Annotated in this window: 9 protein-coding genes; 6 read left to right on the top strand and 3 right to left on the bottom strand. The window is 35.5% G+C overall.

Features of this window, described 5'->3' with window-relative positions:
* Positions 1–92: 92 nt before the first annotated feature.
* The 6 genes from ACXGSQ_RS05885 (at position 93) to ACXGSQ_RS05860 (ending at position 12,207) form a co-directional block, all read left to right on the top strand.
* Positions 93–2,990 carry a SusC/RagA family TonB-linked outer membrane protein gene (locus ACXGSQ_RS05885; RefSeq protein WP_458628697.1) on the top strand — a complete coding sequence of 966 codons (2,898 nt, stop codon included), beginning with the start codon at positions 93–95 and terminating at the stop codon, positions 2,988–2,990.
* Between the two features lie 5 nt (positions 2,991–2,995).
* The gene (locus tag ACXGSQ_RS05880; protein ID WP_458628696.1) at positions 2,996–4,594 is read left to right on the top strand and encodes a RagB/SusD family nutrient uptake outer membrane protein; all 1,599 of its coding nucleotides are present in this window, start codon (positions 2,996–2,998) and stop codon (positions 4,592–4,594) included.
* Positions 4,595–4,605: 11 nt separating this feature from the next.
* Positions 4,606–5,784: a SusE domain-containing protein gene (locus tag ACXGSQ_RS05875; protein ID WP_458628695.1), complete on the top strand. Its 1,179-nt coding sequence runs from the start codon at positions 4,606–4,608 to the stop codon at positions 5,782–5,784.
* 12 nt (positions 5,785–5,796) lie between these two features.
* Positions 5,797–7,593, top strand: coding sequence for a SusE domain-containing protein (locus ACXGSQ_RS05870; RefSeq protein ID WP_458628694.1), 1,797 nt, complete (start codon positions 5,797–5,799; stop codon positions 7,591–7,593).
* Between the two features lie 64 nt (positions 7,594–7,657).
* On the top strand, positions 7,658–10,552 hold the full coding sequence (locus tag ACXGSQ_RS05865; protein ID WP_458628693.1) for an alpha-amylase family glycosyl hydrolase: 2,895 nt from the start codon (positions 7,658–7,660) through the stop codon (positions 10,550–10,552).
* Between the two features lie 440 nt (positions 10,553–10,992).
* The gene (locus ACXGSQ_RS05860; RefSeq protein ID WP_458628692.1) at positions 10,993–12,207 is read left to right on the top strand and encodes a phage integrase SAM-like domain-containing protein; all 1,215 of its coding nucleotides are present in this window, start codon (positions 10,993–10,995) and stop codon (positions 12,205–12,207) included.
* A 1,454-nt stretch (positions 12,208–13,661) separates the two neighbouring features.
* Here the strand turns inward: ACXGSQ_RS05860 and ACXGSQ_RS05855 are convergent.
* Genes ACXGSQ_RS05855 through ACXGSQ_RS05845 form a run of 3 tightly spaced genes read right to left on the bottom strand, consistent with a single transcriptional unit; the run spans position 13,662 to position 25,407 of the window.
* Positions 13,662–15,611, bottom strand: a complete 1,950-nt coding sequence (locus ACXGSQ_RS05855) for an OmpA family protein (protein ID WP_458628691.1) — start codon at positions 15,609–15,611, stop codon at positions 13,662–13,664.
* A gap of 24 nt (positions 15,612–15,635) precedes the next feature.
* Positions 15,636–16,556 carry a PorP/SprF family type IX secretion system membrane protein gene (locus ACXGSQ_RS05850; RefSeq protein ID WP_458628690.1) on the bottom strand — a complete coding sequence of 307 codons (921 nt, stop codon included), beginning with the start codon at positions 16,554–16,556 and terminating at the stop codon, positions 15,636–15,638.
* Positions 16,557–16,584: 28 nt separating this feature from the next.
* Complete coding sequence (locus ACXGSQ_RS05845) at positions 16,585–25,407, bottom strand: DUF7507 domain-containing protein (protein WP_458628689.1); 8,823 nt, start codon at positions 25,405–25,407, stop codon at positions 16,585–16,587.
* Positions 25,408–25,940: the final 533 nt, after the last annotated feature.

Genomic DNA, 25,940 nt, shown 5'->3' with positions numbered 1-25,940 from the left:
TTAAACCTCAATTCACATTAAATTTACATAGATTTAACCCGAGAAGTGAAAATATAAATCTATTAAACAAGCAATTAACTTAAATACATTTTATGAAAACAGTTTTAAATGCTTTACTATTCTGTCTCATTATGCTGCCAGCAACGTTGATGGCACAATCTACCGTCACTGGTACTGTTACAGACAAAGCAAACGCCATGCCTCTACCAGGCGTAAATGTTATTATTAAAGGTACTGCCAGAGGAACATCCACGGATTTCGACGGTAAATTTTCCTTAGAACTAAGCCAAGGTGAAATTATCGTAGTTTCTTATCTTGGCTATACAACACAAGAAATTGAGTTTACAGGCCAAGCCACTATAGATGTCGTTATTGAAGAGGACGCTTCTCAATTAGACGAAGTTGTCCTTATTGGTTATGGTACAACCACTAAAAAAGACGCCACAGGTTCTGTTGAAGCTGTAACGTCAAAAGATTTTACACGTGGAAACATTGTAACACCTGAAAACTTATTAAGCGGTCGTGTTGCCGGTGTAACTATTAATACTAGTGGTGCGCCAGGATCTGGATCAGAAATTAAAATTAGAGGTGGCTCTTCTATTAACGCCTCTAACAATCCATTAATTGTTATTGATGGCTTACCAATTACAAATGATAACGTAGGGGGTTCTAGAGGTATTTTATCGAGTATTAACCCTAACGACATTGATTCATTTACCGTTTTAAAAGATGCTTCTGCAACTGCTATTTATGGTTCTAGAGCGTCGAATGGTGTCATTATTATTGTCACTAAAAAAGGGAAATCTGAGTTTAGTGCTGATTACGATGTACAGTATACCTTAGGAGATATTGATGAGCAAATTGAAGTCTTCTCGGCAAACGAATACAGAGCATTAGTAGCAGCTCAAAACTTACCAGATTCTTTCATCTCTCAATTAGGAGACGCTAATACCAATTGGCAGGATGAAATTTTCAGAAAAACGGTATCCGTTAACCACAACATTACCTTAAGAGGATCTTTATTTAATGCTATACCAGCACGTTTTTCTTTTGGTGTTACGGAACAAGAAGGAGCTTTATTAACCTCAGAATTCGACAGACGTAACTTATCGTTATCTTTAAATCCAACGTTTTTAGATAATCATCTTAAAGTTAACATAAATACAAACCTCTCATACGAGGATAACAGATTTGCAGATTCGGGACAAATTGGAGCTGCACTTGGTTATGACCCAACACAGCCTGTTTATGATCCAACGTCTCCTTTTGGAGGATTCTACCAACATAGAAACGGAAACACCCTTTTATTAGGAGGTTCAAACCCTGTAGCATCATTACTACAAACTAATAATATTGGAGATTCTGAGCGTTTCTTTGGTAATATCAATTTCGATTATAAATTCCATTTCTTACCAGAAATGAAATTAGTATTAAACTTAGGTTACGATAAAACCGAAGGTATAACTCGTAACAATGCCGTCTACGCAACAAATGACCCTATTAAAGGAAATAGATCATTTAGTTACCAAGAAAGAACCAATCAATCTTTAGATGGTTTCTTAAACTATAAAAAAGAATTTGGTAAAATAGGAACTGATTTAACTGCTGGTTATTCTTACCAAAGATTTACTAACGAAGGCTATTATACAGGAAACCAAATGGATCCCAATAGTTTTGGTGATACCTTTGCAGATCCAGACATTGTATTAATTGGTTTTTTTGGAAGAGCTAATCTTACTCTAGATGAAAAATACTTAATGACACTTACTTATAGAAGAGATGGTACCTCGCGTTTTAGTGAAGACAACAGATGGGGAAATTTCTATGCCGGTGCTTTCGCATGGAAAGTAAGTGATGAAGATTTTCTTAAAGAATCTAAGACCATTTCTACTTTAAAGTTAAGAGTTGGTTATGGTATTACAGGACAGCAAGAAATTGGTGAACGTGATTTATTTTTAAGTCGTTACCAAGCAGGTCAGAATAATTCTCAATATCAATTTGGTAACGGGGTTATATCGTCATTAATTCCTTCAGAAATTAATCCTGATTTAAAATGGGAGGAAACAAAAACTTTAGAAATTGGTGTAGATTACGGCTTATTTGATGAACGCATTACAGGTAGTTTAAACGTATTCCAGAAAGATTCGGAAGATTTATTATTTAATGCACCTGTGCCAGATGGAAGTAATTTTTCAAACAGTATTGTTCAAAATATTGGAAATCTTAGAATTCAAGGTTTAGAATTTACAATTAATACAGACGTTATCAAAAAGGAAGATTTCAACTTAAATTTCAACTTTAATGCAACACTTTTAGATAGAGAGATTACAGAATTAGCCTTTGGCCAAGATGTAACTACTGGTGGTATTGCAGGAGGAACAGGAAACTTTGTTCAGTTATTTAGAGAAGGTGAATCACCAAATTCTTTCTACGTATTTAAACAACTAAGAGATACTCAAGGTAATTATATCGAAGGGGCTTATGTAGATTTAAATGGTGATAACATTATTAATGATGAAGATCGTTATCTTAAAGAAAACCCAGATGCTGATGTTATCTTAGGATTCCAAACTAATCTAGAGTACAAGAACTTTGATTTTTCATTTAACTTAAGAGCCAACATTGGAAACTACGTTTATAACAATGTAAATTCTGCGCGTGCGCAATATGATTTATTACGTAGCAATGCTGTTTTAGGAAACATCCCTACATCAGTTTTAGACACGAACTTTCAAACAACCTCTGATGTCATTATTTCAGATGTCTATGTTGAGAATGCATCGTTCTTAAAAATGGATAACATTACTTTAGGCTATACGTTTAAAGACTTATCAAAATTTATAAAATCGATTAGAGTTTGGGGTGGTGTTCAAAATGTATTTACCATTACAGAATACAGCGGTTTAGATCCAGAAGTATTCAATGGTATTGATAATACAATTTATCCTAGACCAAGAAACATATTAATTGGTGCTAATTTCAAATTTTAATAACTATGAAAAGAATAATAAAAAATATTAGTGTCATTGCCGTTTTAACGGTGTTTACATTGACGTCTTGTACTGAAGATTTAAATATAACACCAAATGATGACGACACCATATTAGGCTCAACACTTTACGAAGATGAAGCAGCCTACGAACGGGTATTAGCAGGTGTATATGCTAATTTAGCATTAACAGGAACAGGCGGACCAGAATCTTCTAATATTGAAGGTATTGATGCTGGTACAAGTCAATTTGGTCGTGTATTGTTATACCTACAGACGTTAACAGCAGATCAAATGATTTGGTCTTACGAAAATGACCCAGGAACTAGAGAACTTCAACGTAACATTTGGACCGCTCAAAACCCTCTAATCTTAGGAATGTTTAGTAGAACTCATTTAACTATTGCACTTGCCAATAACTTTTTGAGAGAAACAACTCCAGAAAAATTAGATTCAAGAGGAGTCTCTGAAAGTGGACGTGAAGACATCGTTAAATATCGTGCTGAAGCTAGATTATTAAGAGCGCTGTCTTATTATTATATGATGGATCTTTATGGAAAAGCCAACTTTGGAACAGAAGCTAATCCTGTCAACTCGGTTTTACCTGTTGCCAACCGCACAGAGCTTTTTGAATTTATTGAAAGTGAATTATTAGACATTGAATCAGATTTAGTAGATGCTGGTCAAAACGAATATGGTAGAGCAGATAAAGGTGTTGCTTATATGATTCTTGCTAAAATATATCTTAATGCCGAAGTTTATACAGGAACACCTAGATATACCGATTGTATGAACTACTGCCAACAATTATTAAACTCTGGTTATGTTCTTGCAACGGAATACAAACATCTATTCCAAGCAGACAATAATGTCAATTCAGCAACAGGAGAAGTTATTTTTCCTATTATTTCTGATGGTTCTACAATTCAAAACTACGGACCAACAACAGTTATGATTAACGGTTCTGTAGGTAGTCTTGAAGTTAATGGTGCCGAAGTTGGTGTATCAGAAGCTGGCTGGGGAGGCGCACTTAGAGTTAGAAAAGAATTTGCTCAATTATGGGAAGGTGGAAACTTTATTGATGATGATAGAAACACAATCATTTCTGCTGATAGACCTATTGGAATTACGGATATCTCTGATCCTAACCAAGGTTATATTATTAAAAAATATTCTAATATCGGTTCTAATGGAGTTGCTGGGATAGATCAAACATTTGTTGATACAGATTTTCCACTATTTAGATTAGCTGATGTACATTTAATGTATGCTGAAGCACATCTTCGTGGCGGTGGAGGAACCATTACCGAAGCTGTTAACTTAGTAAATGCATTAAGAACTCGTGCCAACAACCCTAATATGATTTCTGCTTCTGATTTAACCCTACCTTTTATATTAGATGAAAGATCTAGAGAATTACATTGGGAAGGACACAGAAGACAAGATTTAATTCGTTTTGGATTATATACCGGAGGAAATTACAATTGGGCATGGAAAGGAAACGGAAGTAATGGTATAGCTATACCAGCACATTTAAACTTATTTCCTATACCTAGTTTAAGTATGTCTTCTAATCCGAATCTTACTCAAAATCCTGGATACTAAAAAATAAAGCAATGAAAAAAATACTAAAACTAAAAGCTGTACTGTTAACTGTACTCTCACTAGGATTCCTTTTAAATTCTTGTGAAGATGACACCTCAGTATTTACAGCTACAGAAACAGAACCTATTACGCTTGCAGAACTTCCTATTACAGTGATAGAGTTAGATGCCTCTAATCCTGGAAATCCTGCAATAACATTTAACTGGAATGAAGCTGATTATGGCCAACAAGCATCCGAAAATTATGCTGTCATTTTTTCTGCTGATGAAGCATTTACAAATCCTGTTGTAGCAACAATAATCACAGGAACAACATCAGCAACCTTGTCAGTTAGTGAATTAAATTCTTCGGCTGGTGCTGCAGGATTACCTCCTTTTTTCTTTAATACTTTGTATGCTAAAGTAGAAAGTTCATTAGGGACACAAAACGGTCTTCCTGTGAGTTCTAATATTATTAGTTTTGAAGTACAACCTTACTACAACTATACATTAAAAGATTTTTATTTAGTTGGAAATGCACTAGATATAGACGGTAATGGAGTTTGGGAAGATCCTGATTGGAATAACAACAATAATAATCCACCATTGTTCAGAGATGGGCTTAATGGTAATTTGTACACCTATACTGGATTCTTCGGGACAGGAAGTGGTGGTTTTGACCAAGGACGATTTAAAATTTTAGAAGAACGTGGACAATGGCAACCACAATGGGGAGTTACAGATAATGAAGGTGACGACACTAAGCAAGTGTCTGGAAATATTGCAGGAAACCCAACCACACAAGATGGAGACCCTGGACGTTTTGGAATAGAGGTAGATGGCTATTACACATTTACCATTAATTTCTCTATGCCAACTGAAGAACCTCACTATACGTTTTCAAGCTTTGACGTGAGTGGCGCAATAGATTATTCAAGCATAACCATAGAAGGTAGTGCTTTATCTGGAGGGAATGTTTCAATGACGCAATCTAACGTTGATCCACACATCTGGAATATTACCAGCGTAAATCTTCAATCTGGCAATTTACAATTTGTAACCAATACAGGATCTTCTTGGGGAGGAGATACATCATTCTCTGGTGTTGCGACTGACGGAGGCGGATCTATTCCTGTTATTGTACAAGATGACTATGAGGTTTGGTTTAACGACTTAACTGGAGATTATATAATGATCCCACTTAACTTATAAAAAAATAACACTATGAATTTCAATAAAATTAGTGCGCTTATTCTAAGTCTTTTCTTAGTTTTTGTGGCGTGCGAAACAGAAGAAAGTATTGATATTACTACTCCTGATGCTTCATTTAAACTTTTGGAGCCAGCGATTTCTAATATTAATTTAAATTATAATCTTCCGAATAATGAAGCATTCACTATTGTATGGAATGACCAATTAAACTCTGGAGATAGCTATATGGTTGAATTATCACCAGATGCGTTATTTGAAAATCCTACAGTTATTGGATCGTCTACTTCCGATCGATTTACCATGACTGTTGCCGAATTTAATAATTTACTATTAGATCAAGGAGCAGATGCTTTTGAACCGTTCACGGTTTTTATGAGAGTAACCTCAGGATCTAATATAACTAATAGTATAAGCTTTAGTGTATCTTCATATTCAGAGGCTATTCCTGTAATTACAAGTCCAGATAACACCTTCGAATTGGTATTACTTGAAACCACACCAACGGATGACGCTATTGCTGTAACTTGGGACGATCCAGACTTTGGTGAAAATAGCACTGTAAGTGTTAATTATGAAGTTCAATTTGCACAAGCTGGTACTAATTTCGCCACTGCAGTTAGTGAAAGTGCAACAGATTTTTCTTTTTCTAGTACACATGAAGCTTTTAACGAGATTGTGCTTAACTCAGGACTTACGGCAGAAGAAGCAGGAAGTTTAGATATTAGAATTAAAGCGACCATTGAGATGGCTGGTGGAAATATGGAACGTTTTTCAGATCCTATTACAATTACCGTTACTCCTTTTAGTGTAGAATTAGCTCCAGTATTATATGTTGTAGGGGCAGGTGCTGTTGATGCTGGTTGGGGATGGGATTCTCCAGTTGAGTTACCACTACAAGGAACTAAGTACTCTGGAAACATTAATTTAATTAATGATGCGTTTAGATTCTTTACCGTGGCTTCAGATTGGAATTCAGGCTTAAATTATCCATATTACGAAGCTGTTGGTTACACCATAGATTCTAACTTAGTAAATGCTTTAGACGGTGACAGTAATTTCCAATTTACAGGAACCCCTGGTGAATATTTTATAGAAGTTGATACGGCAGCTAAAACAATTACATTAGGCCCTGCAGTTGTTGGACCAAACTGTAACTTTGATCAATTATGGCTAGTTGGTGCAGGTATTGCTGATGCTGGTTGGGGATGGGATAGTCCTGTTGCTTTACCTTGTACTGGTAACGGAACCTATGCCGGAAATGTAGCATTAGTTAATGATGCATTTAGATTCTTCAGCGTTAATAACGATTGGGGTTCTGGAACTAACTACCCAACTTATGAAGATCAAGGATACACGATTGATAGTAACTTTAGCAATGCTATGGATGGTGATTTAAATTTCTCTTTCGATGGTACACCTGGTACGTACTACTTAACTGTTGATGATATTAATAAAACCATTACATTAGGTCCTGAACAATTACAATGCGAATTTGAACAACTTTGGCTAGTTGGTGCAGGTATTGCTGATGCTGGTTGGGGATGGGATAGTCCTGTTGCTTTACCTTGTACTGGTGCCGGAATATACTCTGGTGACATAGAATTAACAAATGATGCGTTTAGATTCTTTACAGTTAATAACGATTGGGGTTCAGGTATAAATTACCCAACTTATGAAGGTCTAGGCTACACGATTGATAGTAACTTTAGTAATGCTATGGATGGTGATTTAAATTTCTCATTCGATGGTACGCCTGGTACGTACACACTAACAGTTGATACCGTCAATTTAACTATTACATTAGATTAACTAATTGATATTCATAAAAAAAGCTATGTTTAATACATAGCTTTTTTTATTAAAAATTTTAACTATGAAGAAAATATTACTTGCACTTTTTATAGTGTTCTCATACTTCGCGCATGCACAAGTTAGCCTTAGCGTCAGTGCAATCGAAGTCGATCAGCCTGTAACAATAACTGTTGATGTTAATAGCACGGATAGCAATTGTAATGGCCTAAATAACCCAACAAAAGTATATATGCATTCTGGAATTGGTAATAATTCTGATGCCTTCGGGTATGGAGTTGTTGGTAATTGGGGGCTAGATGATGGTGTTGGTGAAATGACAAATAATGGAGATGGTACGTTTAGTATTACCATTACTCCACAAACATATTACGGCATTTCGCAAGCTCAAGCAGATAGTGCGACACAAATAGGAATGGTATTTAGAAATGCCACTGGTGACCAAGAATTGAAAGATAATGGTTGTAGTGATTTTATTTTTCCTGTTGGAAAAGTACAAATCAATATCACACAACCTACTAGTGAGGTTGTTGTTATAAATTCTGGTAGTGATCTCTCTGTAAGTGCAACCATTACATATCAAGGTTCTACAACGGTTATGGGTAGTTTCGAAATATACTATAATGAGGTTTTAGCCACTACTGGTTCTTGTGGGTTTCCGGCCTGTAATTCAACACTTACAAATATCACAGAAAGTGGTACTGTAAAATTTGTAGGGACTCCTCCAGGTTCTACAGATACCGGAGAAGCTAGTTTTGATGTTATTGTTGTACCAACCGTAGTAGAAGAAGCCATGCCAACTAACATGGTTGATGGGATTAATTACCACAGCGATGCTACTAAAGCGACTTTAGTTTTAACAGCACCTTATAAAGAATTTATACAAGTTGCTGGAAGTTGGAACAACTACACTCCATCTACTGCCGATATTATGAAACGTGATCCAGCTACTGGAAAGTTTTGGTTGGAAGTTTCAGGGTTAACACCTGGAGCTATTGAAACATACCAATATTGGGTTTTTGACACCAATCCTATAGCTAATTCACCTGCCTTAGTAAAAGTTGCAGACCCATATTCTCCTTTAGTTTTATCTCCTTTTGATGACGCTTATATTCCGGCTTCAACTTATCCAAATATACCTGTATATCCCGAAGGACAAGAACGTGAAGTTACCGTTTTACAAACAGGTCAAACTCCTTACAATTGGCAAGTCACCAATTTCACTAAGCCCGCAGAAGAAGACTTAGTTATTTATGAAGTTTTAATTAGAGATTTTGATACTGACCGTAATTTTCAGACCATAATTGATAAGATTGACTATTTCAAAAATCTAAATGTCAATGCTATAGAATTAATGCCAATTATGGAATATGAAGGCAACGAAAGTTGGGGGTATAATACCGCATTTCATATGGCCATTGATAAATTTTACGGAACACAAGAAAAATTCAAAGAGCTCGTTGATATTTGTCATCAAAACGGTATTGCTGTGATTTTAGATATCGCCTTTAATCACGCTTTTGGAAGAAATCCAATGGTGAGAATGTGGATGGACGATCCTGATGGTGATGGTTGGGGAGGTCCTTCAACAGAAAACCCATACTTTAATGTGTACCCAACACACTCATATAGTGTTGGTAACGACTTTAATCACAGTTCAGATTACACCAAAGACTATGTTAAACAAGTCGTTGGTTATTGGATTGAAGAATATAAAATTGACGGTTTCCGTTGGGATTTAACCAAAGGATTTACACAAAATTGTGGAAATGGGACTTATGATGGAGATGCAGGCTGTACTGGAAATTACCAACAAGATCGAGTGGATGTTTTAAAAGAATATGCCGATCATTCATGGTCAGTAGACCCAGACCATTACGTAATTTTTGAGCATTTAGGATCTGACAATGAAGAAAAAGAATGGGCTAATTACAGACTAAGCGAAGGTAAAGGAGTCATGATGTGGGGAAATATGAATTCCCAATACGGAGAAATCACAATGGGTCAAGGTGGTGATAAAAACATCAACAGAATGGGCCATAAAGCACACTCTGGCTTTAACGGGCCTAGATTAGTTGGCTATACTGAAAGTCATGATGAAGAACGTTTAATGTACAAGAATGTAGCCTTTGGTAACACAAGTAATAGCAGTCATAACGTTCAAGATTTGAATACTGCCTTATCTAGAATGTCTGCATTAGGAGCCATTTCTGTAATGGTTCCTGGGCCAAAAATGATTTGGCATTTTGGAGAATTAGGAATGGATACTTCTATCTTTACATGTAACGATGGAAGTTATGACAACGACGGTTGTAAATTAGATACGAAACCACAACCACAATGGGCAAATAACTGGTTAACGGATGCTCTTAGAGGTCAGATTTATAACGATTGGTCTAAACTTCATAAACTAAAAATTGAAGAACCAGTTTTTAAAGGAGATTATGCCATCACTTCAGGAAACTTAACACCAAGAATTGATATTTTTGATAATTCAATACCAAGTTCAGAATTGAAAAATGTAATTATATATGCCAATTTTGACGTTGTTACACGAAGTATTGATACTAATTTCCCTGCAGGAGTAACCACTACATGGTATGATCTTATGGATGCTACAGGAAGCACTACTGTTAGTAATTCGACCTCAGCACTAACCATACCTGCTGGTCAGTTTAGAATATTAGGAAACACATCTTCAAATGTTTTAAGCATTGATGACGACGCCATATTAGGTTTCAATATTTATCCTAATCCTTCAGAAACTGCTTTTAGTATTAGTGTTAACGTTTCTAATGTTGAAGTCTATGATTTAACCGGAAAATTAGTTAAATCGTTCCAAGGTTATTTTACAAGAACCGATACGTTCGACATATCATCTTTAAATTCTGGTATGTACATGGTTAAAGTTCAAAACGACACTAACCAAACCCTAACAACTAAGTTAGTAAAGCTTTAATTAATTAAGTGTTTTTTTACTAAAAGGAGAGTTTCTTTAAACGGAAGCTCTCTTTTTTTGTCTTTAAGAGTTGTTAGTACAGCAAATCAATTAATTACATATAAGCACAAAAAAAGCTAACTCGTTAAAGTTAGCTTTCTTACTCAGTACAGGCGGAGAGACTCGAACTCTCACACCTCGCGGCACTAGATCCTAAGTCTAGCGTACCTTTGACCAAACAACACCAAAGTCGTTCATTTATAGTTAATTACAAAATATATCATTTTCTTTGATATTATCTAATATCAGCTAAATTCAGCATTTGTTGTACCTATGTTGTACCCAAAAAGACCAATAAATTTGTATCTTTGAGGTAATTCTTAGGTAAAAACTACATTCAAAATTGAATGTTGTACCTATGTTGTACCTGACTTGACTTTCGTGATCAAAACAGGTTAATTATGTCATCAAATGCTAAAATAGTTCTTCGTAAAAAAGCAAATTCAAAAGGTCTCTATCCTTTAGCAATTCGGATTACGAAAAATCGTCGTTCAACGTATCAATATGTTGGTCATTATATAGACATTGAGGATTGGGATGAGAAAAATATTAGAGTTAAAAAATCTCATGTAAATTCAAATAGTTTAAACAGTCTATTATCTCAAGAATTATCAAAATTAAACAAGGCATTAATAACCCTTCAGTCTGAAAAAAAAGACGCTTCGGCTAATCAAATTAAGAAGGAGTTATACTGTTCTGGCAGAAATTCTACATTCTTTGAACTTGCACAAGAACACTTGGATGATTTAGAAAGTTTAGAAAAACTCAATAGACTCTCAGCTGATAAAGCCTGGATTAGTTATATATTCAAATTCTATAAATCCAAACAACTCACTTTTCAAGAAATTGACGAACGCTTTTTGAAAAAGTTAATGTTATATTGTAAAACTAAGCACAAACTCTCAGAAACAACTATAATGAATATTATGGTACTCATCCGTTTATTATACAATAGAGCAACAGAACAGAAAATTGTAAGTAGAGAATTATACCCATTTGGAGGAAATAAAATAAAAATTAAGTTTCCCGAATCTATAAAAATTGGACTTAACATTCAGGAAATTAAAATCATTGAAAGTTTAAATGATCTATCGCCTAGTCAAAAACATGCAAGAAATGTTTGGCTTTACAGTTTCAACTTTGCTGGAATGAGAATTGCAGATGTTCTTAGAACGAGATGGTCTGATATCAATGATAATAGACTTCAATATAGAATGGGCAAAAATTCAAAATTGATTTCTATCAAGATTCCGCAAAAAGCCTTACTTATATTAGATAAATATAAAGCAGATAAAAGAAGTGAAATTGATTTTATATTTCCAGAACTAAAAAAAGCTGATCTAACAAACCCCAAAGATGTTTTCAATAAAATAAAAACTGCTAATAGAAAATTTAATACACATTTAAAATCAATAGCTAAGAAAGCAGGTATAACCAAAAAAATAACTATGCATATCGCTAGGCACTCATTTGGAAACATTGCTGGGGATAATATTCATCCTTTAATGTTGCAAAAGCTATACCGTCACAGTGACCTAAAAACTACACTCAATTATCAAGCTAACTTTATTCATAAGGATGCAGATGATGCCTTAGATAGTGTTGTGAATTTTTGAGTTATGGCTAAAACATCAAAATAGTTTCCATAATTGTTTATAGCTTTGGCTGGATGTATTATTTTGCTGTTTCTTTACTTCTTTTATCGTACGTAGTTTATTATTAAGTCTTCATAACTTATTCTTTTGGCACTATATTAACGTTATAATCTGTTAATTATAAATGATTTATCATTAACTCTTCTGAAGTTTCTTTTATAGAGTAGGATGAACTTTTCTGGCTGTAAATAATTTAGTTAATATACCTACTGCTGGTTCACCTCCTCAAACTGTTTTTTTCTGTATTGAGTTATAATTTTCTCCTATCTTGATTTTTATTTTGAAATCTAAAACGCTGATTAAAAACCAATCATAAACCTGTTTTTGTAAATGCTCGGCTTCCATTTTCTTTTTTGTTTCTGGTTGTTTTTTTTTAGTATCTATACAAAGGAAAATATCATTTGTATTAATATACACCTTACCATTATCTTTTAAATATTAATATTATTTTGCGAAATTCTTTTTTAACTTTTGGATATAATTTTTATGCAACCAACAAAAACTCCTCAGATCTCTTATTGTATACAATAATATTAAATAGTTAGTGCTTTTTAACGTCTTTCTTAATCTCTTCAATCATTATAATCCGTTAATTGTTAATTGTTATACCTAATCCATCAACTCCAATATCTTCATTACAATCTATTATTTTCCTGTCCTAAGTTATTAGATTCTCCTATTACAAATTATAAATTGCATTATTATGAATATCTACTTTATTCATATTAACAATCCTTAATGTTCATTATTTCCACCTGTTCAATATTCGTAAACATTAAAATTTCGTGAACAAACATGTTAATTTGATTTGTCTTAACAAATTATTATACTTGTAACAATAGTGTAATAAGAATATTGGTATCGTGTTATCCTTAACTTAATACATTAACACTTCTTTACCAACAGCTAGTAAATACAAAAGCCTCTTTTTTTTTTTTAGAGCCTCCTTAAGATGGGATATAAAAATTACTAAAAGTATTTAATTTAAGTCTACCTATAACAGTAAAATACAAGATCATATTGATTCGTCCTGAATAAAGGATATAATTTTTTGCAAAAAATTATAGAATTCACATATATCTAATAACTATTCTCCATACAAAAAAGGCTACCATCATAATTACAGTCATAAGCGCAATCATCTTTAGTGAATTCTCTTCGCTATTTTTTTTATATTCTTTCAAATAAAAATTTAAATTTAGTTAATCTTTTCTTTAAAATTCAAATCATAAAAGCCCTCTCCTCCGCTGCTATTTAATCAAATCTTAGGGAAAATTTGTGAAGGGAGGGCAGTTAAAAATATTTATTCTATTTTATTTACGTTAAATAACAACAATTTATAAACCTTTACTTTTTTTGTAATTAACCAGACAATCTTATTGAAGATTAAGTTAAAAAAGGAGAGGTTTAAACCATTATTCTACGACAATAAATTCACTTCGCCTATTGGCTTGATGTTCTGCTTTACTGCAAGGTACACCATTACTACAATGATTCACTAATTGGTATTCTCCATAGCCTTTGCTTGTCAATCGATCTTTAGAGATGCCTTCTGATATTAAATAACGCATTGTTGATGTAGCTCGTCTTGATGATAAGGCTTCATTGTAATTATCACTACCTCTACTATCTGTATGTGACCGTATATCGATCTTTAATTCAGGATACATATTCAATGCTTCTACTAACTTCTGAAGCTCTACTTCTGCATCTGGACGGATATTTGACTTATCAAAATCAAAGTAAATAATGGGGATATTTAATAGCTTTGCTAAGTCGGTACCAGGCTCTATAACATTCTCTACTGGTGATAATTCAAAATTATGCTCTCTATCCTCTTGTTCCTTTTCTGAATAGCCATCAGCACTGCTATAATTCTCTTTCGTCACCTTTAACACATATGATGGCTCATAGGCTACTTCTTCTGAATATCTTCCTTGTTCATCCGTGATTAAAGTTGCTATAACATGGTTTTCTACGTCCAACACCTCTACTTTCGCTCCTGGTAATGGCAATTGAGTAGATTTGTCTGTTACGACTCCATGTAAAAGACTCTTTAAGTAAATATCTTTTATTGGTTTTTTTTCTAAGAAGGTATAAATGTTATCATATACCTCTTCTCCATCTATTGTACGATTTGAACTTATAAATCCGCGTTTGTTTTTTACAACGTAACATACATCATCAAAACTCGAGTTTATTGGCTCTCCTACATTCAATAGATTCCCTACGAATTCTCCTTCTGAGTTCATCTTATGGTAGAATACATCATATCCTCCTAAACCAAAATGCCCATCTGATGAAAAATAAAACTCATTCTCTAAGGATACAAAAGGAAAAGACTCGCGACCACTGGTGTTAATTATAGGTCCAAGATTTACAATAGATCCTAATTCTCCTTCATCTAATTCTACATAATACAAATCTACTGACCCATAGCCACCTGGACGGTCTGATGCAAAATATAATCTTGTCTCATCTGGGGACAACACTGGATGAGCCGTGTTAAAATCTTCTCCATTGATTGATAGTGATTCTACAGATTTCCATTTCCCATCGTCATATGTGGCTGTATAAATCTCTAAATGGTATAAATCTACGTCCTCTTCTTCGGATGGTTGAGGATTGGTTCGGGTAAAGTACATGGTCTTTCCGTCTTTAGTAAAACAAGCCGTTGACTCATGATACTTTGCATTGACATCGCCTTTTAAGGTCTTAGGTGTTCCAAATACCGTATCGTTTTCTACTTCTACGGTGTAAATATCTAAAAATGGTAATCCGTCCCACGAACTAAGACGATTTCTCAATACTCCTTTATTTCTTGTAGAAGCAAATACTAATTGTCCTTCTTCCTTAAAACTTACACCATAATCTATTCCTTCTGTATTGAATGGTACGTACCATAGATCATAACGCCCTGAGTTGGCCTCTATCATTTCCTTGTAACGTTCTACCAATACTTGTGCACCTTTATCTAGACCTGATTCAAGTATGTAACGATCAAAATAAGTCTCTCCCTTTGAATCTTCGCCAGTCGCTTTTAAAGACTGGGCATATCTTAATAGATAATCTGAAGATTGAGAACTATTCATTGTAAATAATTCTCCATACCACTTCGAGGCCTCTTCATATTTACCATTAAAATAATAGCTGTCTCCTAATTTCTGTAATAACTCTTCTGACTTATACCCTTTCTCTGCGACGCGCTCATAAATCTCGGCAGCTTCCATGTAAGACTTACTAACAAAGGCTTCGTCTGCTTTCTTTAGCTTTGATTGACCTTGTACAAAAATACTTATTGATAGCATCAATAACGCTAATAAGTGTTTTATAGAGGGCTTTCCTGTTTTTATTATTGTCATCATATCTTGTTTTGTTGTTAGTTAGAATTAAAAGAATCTTGGGTTAATAATTCCGGAACCTTGTTTTCCTAACTCGAAGCGAAGGAAAATCTCATGAGAACCACCACTATAATTACGGATATCGGTTAAATCATAATCATAGGCATATCCTAACATTATACGCTCTGTTACCTGAAATCCTAATAATCCACTCAAGGCGCTATCCCATCTATAGGCAGCTCCTAAAGTTAGCTTATTGGCATATAGAAAGTTTGCCGATAGATCTGCCGCTAATGGAGCACCATCTACTGCTTTTAATAAAAACGCTGGCTTAAACTTCCAGTCTGGTGTCAAATCAAAAACATACCCCCCTATCAAATACAAGTGCATTAACTCACTTGCTGTACTTATTGTAACATCATCATAATGCTCAGTCTCTAAAAATGACGGTACTGAGAATCCTAAATACCATTTGTCTCTATGGCGTAAATATAAACCTGCTCCTATTATCGTTGATAACTGACCATCGATATTATTAGAAGGATGGAATGCCGGATCTGTAATATCATTCGGATTTAGCTTACCATAATCTACATCTAAAATATTAAGACCACCCTTTAAGCCAAATGATAAATATAATTCATCATCATTTAAAGGTAATGTGTATGAGAAATCTATTGCTACATTATTCTCTGTAGAAATTCCTATCTCATCGTTAAAGAAGGATAAGCCTAATCCTACGCGCTCGCTTACTGGAGAATTTACCGAAAAATTCATAGTCTCTGGGGCACCATTTATCCCTACCCACTGAGTTCTATATAGACCTGCAAAACTCAATACTCCACGGTTACCTGCATACGCAGGATTAACCGTTTGAGTATTATACATATATTGAGTGTACTGGGAATCTTGTTGACTAAGTACTATTTGAGATACCGCTAACATGGCTATGAATATAGTAGCTCTCATAAGTTTTATATATTTCGTCATCACTTGTTTATTTGTTATTATTATTTACATATAAGAATCCTGATTGATCTAATATTTCATAGGTCTCACCTCCATCATAACTGTACTTATATTCTATGATATAGAAGTAATTTCCTGTTGGAAGACCGTTAGAATCTTCAATAGTTGCTCTCCCATCAGAGTACCCTCTAAAAGCCTTATCTTCATTATTATAGCCTTTTTGAGAATATACCTCTACTCCCCATCTATTAAATACCCGAACCATATTGTCTGGAAAACAATCAATACCTTCTATTACAAAATAGTTGTCGTAAACAGAATTATCTAAATTCACCGCATTATGGATATCTTCCCCTTTTATTTTGCAGGTTAAATGAACTACCTGAACATAGGTTGAACTGTTTCCACAATCATCAGTCGCTATCCATTCTCTTACTAAATTATACTTATTGCTACAGTCTCCTGCTTCTTCATATTCATTTAGTACTATAGTAACTTCTGACGAACAATTATCTGTAGCTGATAATACAGCCGCCTCTGGTATCGCATCACATGAAGCATATATATCTAATGGTAAATCTCCAATAAATACTGGTGCTGTAGTATCTTCTACCGTGATCGTTTGCGTGTGGATACTCTCATTTCCACAGTCGTCAATTGCTGTCCATGTTCTAATTAAATCATAACTACCTGAACAACTACCATATGCGGTTGACTCTTCAAAAGTAACCTCTACAAATCCACAGCTGTCTGACGCAGTTAATGCCGCTGCTGCTGGAATCTCTTGATCACATTCTAAGATCATATCACTTGGCAATGCTTCATTAAATATTGGTGCTGTAGTATCTTCTACAGTAACGACTTGTGTATGTAATGTTTCATTACCACATGCATCTGTTGCCGTCCAAGTTCTTGTTAAGGTATAGTTTCCTGCACAAGTCCCTTCTGCCATGGTTTCTTCAAACACCACACCTACTGCTCCACAGTTATCCGTGGCGGTTAAAGTCTGCGCTGTTGGTACAGCATCACATGATCCAACAGTAACATCTACTGGTAAACTCTCATTGAATATTGGCACAGTAGTATCTTCAATTAATAAATAGACAGTAGCTTGACTACATGCTGATGGGTTATGACTATCACATACCTGATAAACAAAACTATCCGGTCCGGTATAACATCCATCTACTGAATAATCAAAAGTACCATCTGGATTAATTATTACAGTTCCATGAAGTGGTTGAACTAAAGGCGTTGTTACTACTATTTGATCATCACCTTCATTATCATAATCATTATCTAATAAATTCATCGTTAAATCAGATGAACATTCAATAAAATAGGCATCATCAACAGCATAAGTATTATTTACTCCATCATCTGGGAATATTGTCACATATACTGTAGCAGTATCACAGGCCTGAGGCGTTCCATCATCACATATCGTATATGTAAATGAATCTTCTCCAACATAACCGATATTTGGTGTATAAATTATGGTACCATCTGCATTTACAGTTACCACACCATTTTGTGGTGATGTTACTGAACCTGATGTAATACTAAAAGCATCTCCATTAGGATCAAAATCATTAGATAACACCGAAATAACTATAGGTGTATCCACTTCTGTGATGACAGCATCATCATTAGCTACCACAACATTGTTTTCTATAATTGAGATAGGTTCAACATTAATAGTGACTGTAGCTGTATCACATGCTTGAGGATTTCCATTATCACAGACAACATATGTAAACGTATCTGTACCTACAAAACCTGTGTTCGGTGTATATGTATATGTTCCATCTGAATTAACAACTACAGTTCCATTTTCTGGTTCTGTATTTGATGTTATTGATTGTTCATTACCTTCTAAATCAAAATCATTAGTCAATACACTTCCTGAGACAGGAGTGTTTACAAACGTATTGTTAATATCATTAATTGCATTAGTAATGTTTGGTATCTCGATTACCGTACAATCTGGACAACCGGGATCATAGCCTGGATCACTTGGATCTAATGGATCTGGATCTTCTGACTCATCCTCTACTGGAGCCCCACTTGGATCTTCTCCTGTTGCTGTGGCTATATTATAAACATAGCCTGCATCTACATCCAATTGTGTTAAAGTATGCACTGCTGTAAAGGTGGTACTGTCTGTAGCGCCTGGAGTTAAATCTATTGGACCTCCACTTACGACTGCATTCGCATCACTTACTGTAATATTGCTAACTGTAACATTTCCGGTATTACTCACTTCAAATACATAATGTACTTCATCGCCTACATTAGCTACTCCATCTCCATTTACATCTACATAAGTACCTGATTTGGTTATCTCTATTGATGGCTCTTGTGGTATTGGTGTTACCGTACAATCTGGACAACTTGGATCATAACCTGGATCACTTGGATCTAATGGATCTGGATCTTCTGACTCATCCTCTACTGGATCTCCACTTGGATCTTCTCCTGTTGCTGTAGCTATATTATAAACATAGCCTGCATCTACATCCGATTGTGTTAAAGTATGCACTGCTGTAAAGGTGGTACTGTCTGTAGCGCCTGGAGTTAAATCTATTGGACCTCCACTTACGACTGCATTCGCATCACTTACTGTAATATTGCTAACTGTAACATTTCCGGTATTACTCACTTCAAATACATAATGTACTTCATCGCCTACATTAGCTACTCCATCTCCATTTACATCTACATAAGTACCTGATTTGGTTATCTCTATTGATGGCTCTTGTGGTATTGGTGTTACCGTACAATCTGGACAACCTGAATCATAACCTGGATCACTTGGATCTAATGGATCTGGATCTTCTGACTCATCCTCTACTGGAGCCCCACTTGGATCTTCTCCTGTTGCTGTGGCTATATTATAAACATAGCCTGCATCTACATCCAATTGTGTTAAAGTATGCACTGCTGTAAAGGTGGTACTGTCTGTAGCGCCTGGAGTTAAATCTATTGGACCTCCACTTACGACTGCATTCACATCACTTACTGTAATATTGCTAACTGTAACATTTCCGGTGTTACTCACTTCAAATACATAATGTACTTCATCGCCTACATTAGCTACTCCATCTCCATTTACATCTACATAACTTCCTGATTTGGTTATCTCTATTGATGGCTCTTGTGGTATTGGTGTTACCGTACAATCTGGACAACCTGAATCATAACCTGGATCACTTGGATCTAATGGATCTGGATCTTCTGACTCATCCTCTACTGGATCTCCACTTGGATCTTCTCCTGTTGCTGTAGCTATATTATAAACATAGCCTGCATCTACATCCAATTGTGTTAAAGTATGCACTGCTGTAAAGGTGGTACTGTCTGTAGCGCCTGGAGTTAAATCTATTGGACCTCCACTTACGACTGCATTCGCATCACTTACTGTAATATTGCTAACTGTAACATTTCCGGTATTACTCACTTCAAATACATAATGTACTTCATCGCCTACATTAGCTACTCCATCTCCATTTACATCTACATAACTTCCTGATTTGGTTATCTCTATTGATGGATCTTGTGGTATTGGTGTTACCGTACAATCTGGACAACTTGGATCATAACCTGGATCACTTGGATCTAATGGATCTGGATCTTCTGACTCATCCTCTACTGGATCTCCACTTGGATCTTCTCCTGTTGCTGTAGCTATATTATAAACATAGCCTGCATCTACATCCGATTGTGTTAAAGTATGCACTGCTGTAAAGGTGGTACTGTCTGTAGCGCCTGGAGTTAAATCTATTGGACCTCCACTTACGACTGCATTCGCATCACTTACTGTAATATTGCTAACTGTAACATTTCCGGTATTACTCACTTCAAATACATAATGTACTTCATCGCCTACATTAGCTACTCCATCTCCATTTACATCTACATAACTTCCTGATTTGGTTATCTCTATTGATGGATCTTGTGGTATTGGTGTTACCGTACAATCTGGACAACTTGGATCATAACCTGGATCACTTGGATCTAATGGATCTGGATCTTCTGACTCATCCTCTACTGGATCTCCACTTGGATCTTCTCCTGTTGCTGTAGCTATATTATAAACATAGCCTGCATCTACATCCGATTGTGTTAAAGTATGCACTGCTGTAAAGGTGGTACTGTCTGTAGCGCCTGGAGTTAAATCTATTGGACCTCCACTTACGACTGCATTCGCATCACTTACTGTAATATTGCTAACTGTAACATTTCCGGTATTATTCACTTCAAATACATAATGTACTTCATCGCCTACATTAGCTACTCCATCTCCATTTACATCTACATAAGTACCTGATTTGGTTATCTCTATTGATGGCTCTTGTGGTATTGGTGTTACCGTACAATCTGGACAACCTGAATCATAACCTGGATCACTTGGATCTAATGGATCTGGATCTTCTGACTCATCCTCTACTGGATCGCCACTTGGATCTTCTCCTGTTGCTGTAGCTATATTATAAACATATCCTGCATCTACATCCGATTGTGTTAAAGTATGCACTGCTGTAAAGGTGGTACTGTCTGTAGCTCCTGAAGTTAAATCTATTGGACCTCCACTTACGACTGCATTTGCATCACTTACTGTGATATTACTAACTGTAACATTTCCAGTGTTACTCACTTCAAATACATAATGTACTTCATCGCCTACATTAGCTACTCCATCTCCATTTACATCTACATAAGTACTTGATTTGGTTATCTCTATTGATGGCTCTTGTGGTATTGGTGTTACCGTACAATCTGGACAACTTGGATCATAACCTGGATCACTTGGATCTAATGGATCTGGATCTTCTGACTCATCCTCTACTGGATCTCCACTTGGATCTTCTCCTGTTGCTGTAGCTATATTATAAACATAGCCTGCATCTACATCCGATTGTGTTAAAGTATGCACTGCTGTAAAGGTGGTACTGTCTGTAGCGCCTGGAGTTAAATCTATTGGACCTCCACTTACGACTGCATTCGCATCACTTACTGTAATATTGCTAACTGTAACATTTCCGGTATTACTCACTTCAAATACATAATGTACTTCATCGCCTACATTAGCTACTCCATCTCCATTTACATCTACATAAGTACCTGATTTGGTTATCTCTATTGATGGCTCTTGTGGTATTGGTGTTACCGTACAATCTGGACAACCTGAATCATAACCTGGATCACTTGGATCTAATGGATCTGGATCTTCTGACTCATCCTCTACTGGATCGCCACTTGGATCTTCTCCTGTTGCTGTGGCTATATTATAAACATAGCCTGCATCTACATCCGATTGTGTTAAAGTATGCACTGCTGTAAAGGTGGTACTGTCTGTAGCGCCTGGAGTTAAATCTATTGGACCTCCACTTACGACTGCATTCGCATCACTTACTGTAATATTACTAACTGTAACATTTCCAGTGTTACTCACTTCAAATACATAATGTACTTCATCGCCTACATTAGCTACTCCATCTCCATTTACATCTACATAAGTACTTGATTTGGTTATCTCTATTGATGGCTCTTGTGGTATTGGTGTTACCGTACAATCTGGACAACCTGAATCATAACCTGGATCACTTGGATCTAATGGATCTGGATCTTCTGACTCATCCTCTACTGGATCGCCACTTGGATCTTCTCCTGTTGCTGTGGCTATATTATAAACATAGCCTGCATCTACATCCAATTGTGTTAAAGTATGCACTGCTGTAAAGGTGGTACTGTCTGTAGCTCCTGAAGTTAAATCTATTGGACCTCCACTTACGACTGCATTTGCATCACTTACTGTGATATTACTAACTGTAACATTTCCAGTGTTACTCACTTCAAATACATAATGTACTTCATCGCCTACATTAGCTACTCCATCTCCATTTACATCTACATAAGTACTTGATTTGGTTATCTCTATTGATGGATCAAAAGAGAAATTAACAAGATAATCTTCTACCTCACCCCCGGCGGCTGGACCAGTTGAAGTGTTACATTCTCCAGAATTGCTACAAAGACGAACACGAGCGAAAGTGTCACCTGAAATAGCATAAGAAGGTGTTGTAAAATTAATAGTAGCTGAAGTTGTCCCAGCTAAAACCTCTTGATCGTTAATCAATTGTTCATCGGCATCATCAAAATCTCCATCCATATTATAGTCTATCCATACATTAAGATATGCAGACTCACCTGTTGTATTGATAAGCTCAATAGTTTCTGTATAAGATTGTGCTGAAGTTAAAGAAGTCCAAGTCATTCCATCATCTTGGTCTCCAGTAGCGTCTGTGTTTTGCAAAGCATCTGATTCTGCAGTTACAGCAGTACCAAGCATTAAAGAAGAAGTATTAGACACCTCTGAAAAATCAAGTAAAGTATGGCGAGGGCCATCATCTGATAATAGAGTCTTATAATCTCCTATTGATGTCCCCATACCTAAATCTGGAGCATCTCCATAATCTGTATATAGTTCAGCATACGCACAACGTGCACCATCATTATTGCCTGATGCTACCCCTTGTGAAAAGAGTATTGTTTGGGATTCGTCGTAATTTGTACCCGGGTCTGTACGTAAATCTAGTCTAAAAACTCTACCATTACTATTATTAAAAACATAGAAAAACCCATTAGCATCGAAAAATACCGCACCATAACCAGATGCAGTTGACATTCCAGCAGAACCTAAATTGATATGCACCCCAGTGTTAGGGTTTATTTTAAGCAAATCAGAATTACTAGTTACAGCATATAGAAATCCATCTGAAGGGTGGAAAGCAAAATCGGAAAAACTAACTCCATTAGTAACAGTAAAACTATTTATTTGCTGTAAATATGTTACTGATTCTGGGTCTAAATCAATGACTCTAACATTAGCATTAGCCGATCCCGCGCAGAAGTAGTAATGGCCATTCTCATCTATATCTCCTACATTAGAATTAAATGATGTTGGTATGCCTGGAATGGTTACAACTTCCGTTACTAAATTTCCTGAGCCATCTTTTGCCGTAACAGTTAGTTTACCAATACTAGTCGTCGATGCTCCCCAAACTCTTCCATCCTTTACATTATACCCTATGGAATTTATTTTATGGTTAGAATTATCATCTACCAAAACCATATCTCCAGTTACCAAATCCATTAGTTGCCATTGTGAAGGTGTCGCATTATTTATCACTTGAAAACCTTCAGCAGGACATCCTAACTCTGGAAAACATGCAAAACCAACAGAGGCATTCTGAAAATGCAGATTATTAATATTAGAACCTATAACATTATAATCAATCACCCCACTATCTGCTCCACTAGTAGCTTGAACTGCATCTGGAATACCATCCGCTCCAACCGCTGATGCAGGAAATTGGAAGTTTGATGTTAGAATTTTAGTAGCTCCTGCTTCTACAGCATCTGAGCAACCATCGCCATCTGAATCTAAATCCAAAAAGTCTGGCGTACCATCACTATCTGTATCAAAACCAGTTTCTATAGCTCCATTGGCATCACCTACTAATGGATCACTATCGTCATCATCTAAATAGACTGGAACACCATCATCATCTGCATCTGTTTGAGGATCTATACCTCCTGTTTCAACCGTATCTGGAATACCATCGTTATCATCGTCTAAATCACAAGCATCAGGAATACCATCACCATCAAAATCTACCGAATAAATAAAACCATCATTTGTAGCACCATAATAAGTGTCACCAAATACGGGAGATGAAGTTGAGACAAAATTATTTGTTGCCCCGTTCGTATTTTGCGGTTTTATTTCGAATCTAAAAGTTTCATTACCTTCAGTAATACCGTCATATACAGATGACACATTTATTTGTATGCCATCCTCGTCATTTATTGGGTCAGCGTAACCTAAAACCGTACCTCCGTCGTAATTTCCTACAGGGATAGTTACTACATATATATTAGTTCCTGGTGTATGTGTAAGAACAGGTGTTCCATTTGAATTAGGAACAGGGGTCAATGTAATATCTGAATCTGAAACAAAAGGAGTACCATTTAAAGGATCTATAAGCTCAAAAGCTACTGAAGTAGGCGTTGTTACCCCTCCATTAACTCTCAAAAAGATACTACCATTACTACCCCCTTCACACGAAGAAGATATACTACTATATTTTAAATCGATAATAGGATTGAGTGTTACACTTACGGCATCCAGTAAATTCCCCCCTCCAGCTGCAAAAGAACTAAGTGCTCTAAATCCTAGTCTATATACACCATCAGTCCCGGTAAAAGTATAGGTTCCTTGGTTTGTAGACCAAGCACTTGTTGATGAAGGTAATGTGGTTTCATGAATTGCAGCAACAACATTTTCATTTTGATCTTCAATAACCAAACCTGCCTGTTCCAGATTTCCATTAGTCCTTGCTCTATGTCTATAATCATATGTAACCACATCGCCATTAACAAGATACATGTTTTGATAAATCATAGAGTCTACATAGGCATTTAGCTCTACAAAATTGTCTCCCTCTGTGGCTGGTGTTCCCAAAAAACCTGATCCCCAAATTTCTACGGGATGACAGGCACCTACACTAACTGTACAACCATTAACTGGGTGTGTTGTATACCAAGGCGACATAACTGGAACACCAGCTTCAAAAGTTCCGCCCCAGCCAAAATTTGCATCTTTAAAATCCATAGCGTTTACAGGAACACCAAACTCAAGACTCCCATTTACATATACTCTGGCTTGTGCATTTACATAATTTGTAAATAACAATGAGATTAGAAAAACAAATAGAAAGCTAGCTTTCTTAGTTTTAATCTTAAATTTTTCAAATTCAAGCTCTTTTTTTGAGTAGTTTTTTTTCATTCTTTATTAACATTTTTAAAACATTTATTTTCTCTGTTTTTAAGCTTTTTCAAATTAACCTTGAGAAAACAAATGAAATTCATCTTTGTTTTTACTTTGAGTTATTAGACTATTTTAAAGACTTTTAACCTATCTTAGTCTACCTTCTAATAAGATAACGGGCTATTCAAATCATAAACAATTGCAGATCAATCTAGATCATACTATTTACATCATTATATCTGTTATTATAAATTTCTTGAGAAAACCCCATCCGAAAAGAGAGGACTCCTAACAGAAATATTATAAAGTGTTTTTTTATCATATGCTAAAGCTTTTAGATTGTTATTCCTTTTAAATTTCATTAAGATTTATTTAACAATTTAGGTTATGTATCATCATCTAAAAACTTATCCAGTAGCCGTTTTCCGCTAAACTAACAGCCGTTTTCCGCTAAATAGACAGCTAAACCTCACTAAAAATAGCCCTTCCTTACGCTTTATAACTAACCCAAAAACAGATAGTTACAAATCACTTTTCAAAACATTAAAATA

It is taken from the genome of Winogradskyella sp. PC D3.3, assembly GCF_054366245.1.
Note: the sequence above shows the minus strand (reverse complement) of the source record. Positions and strands in the feature narration are given on the sequence as shown.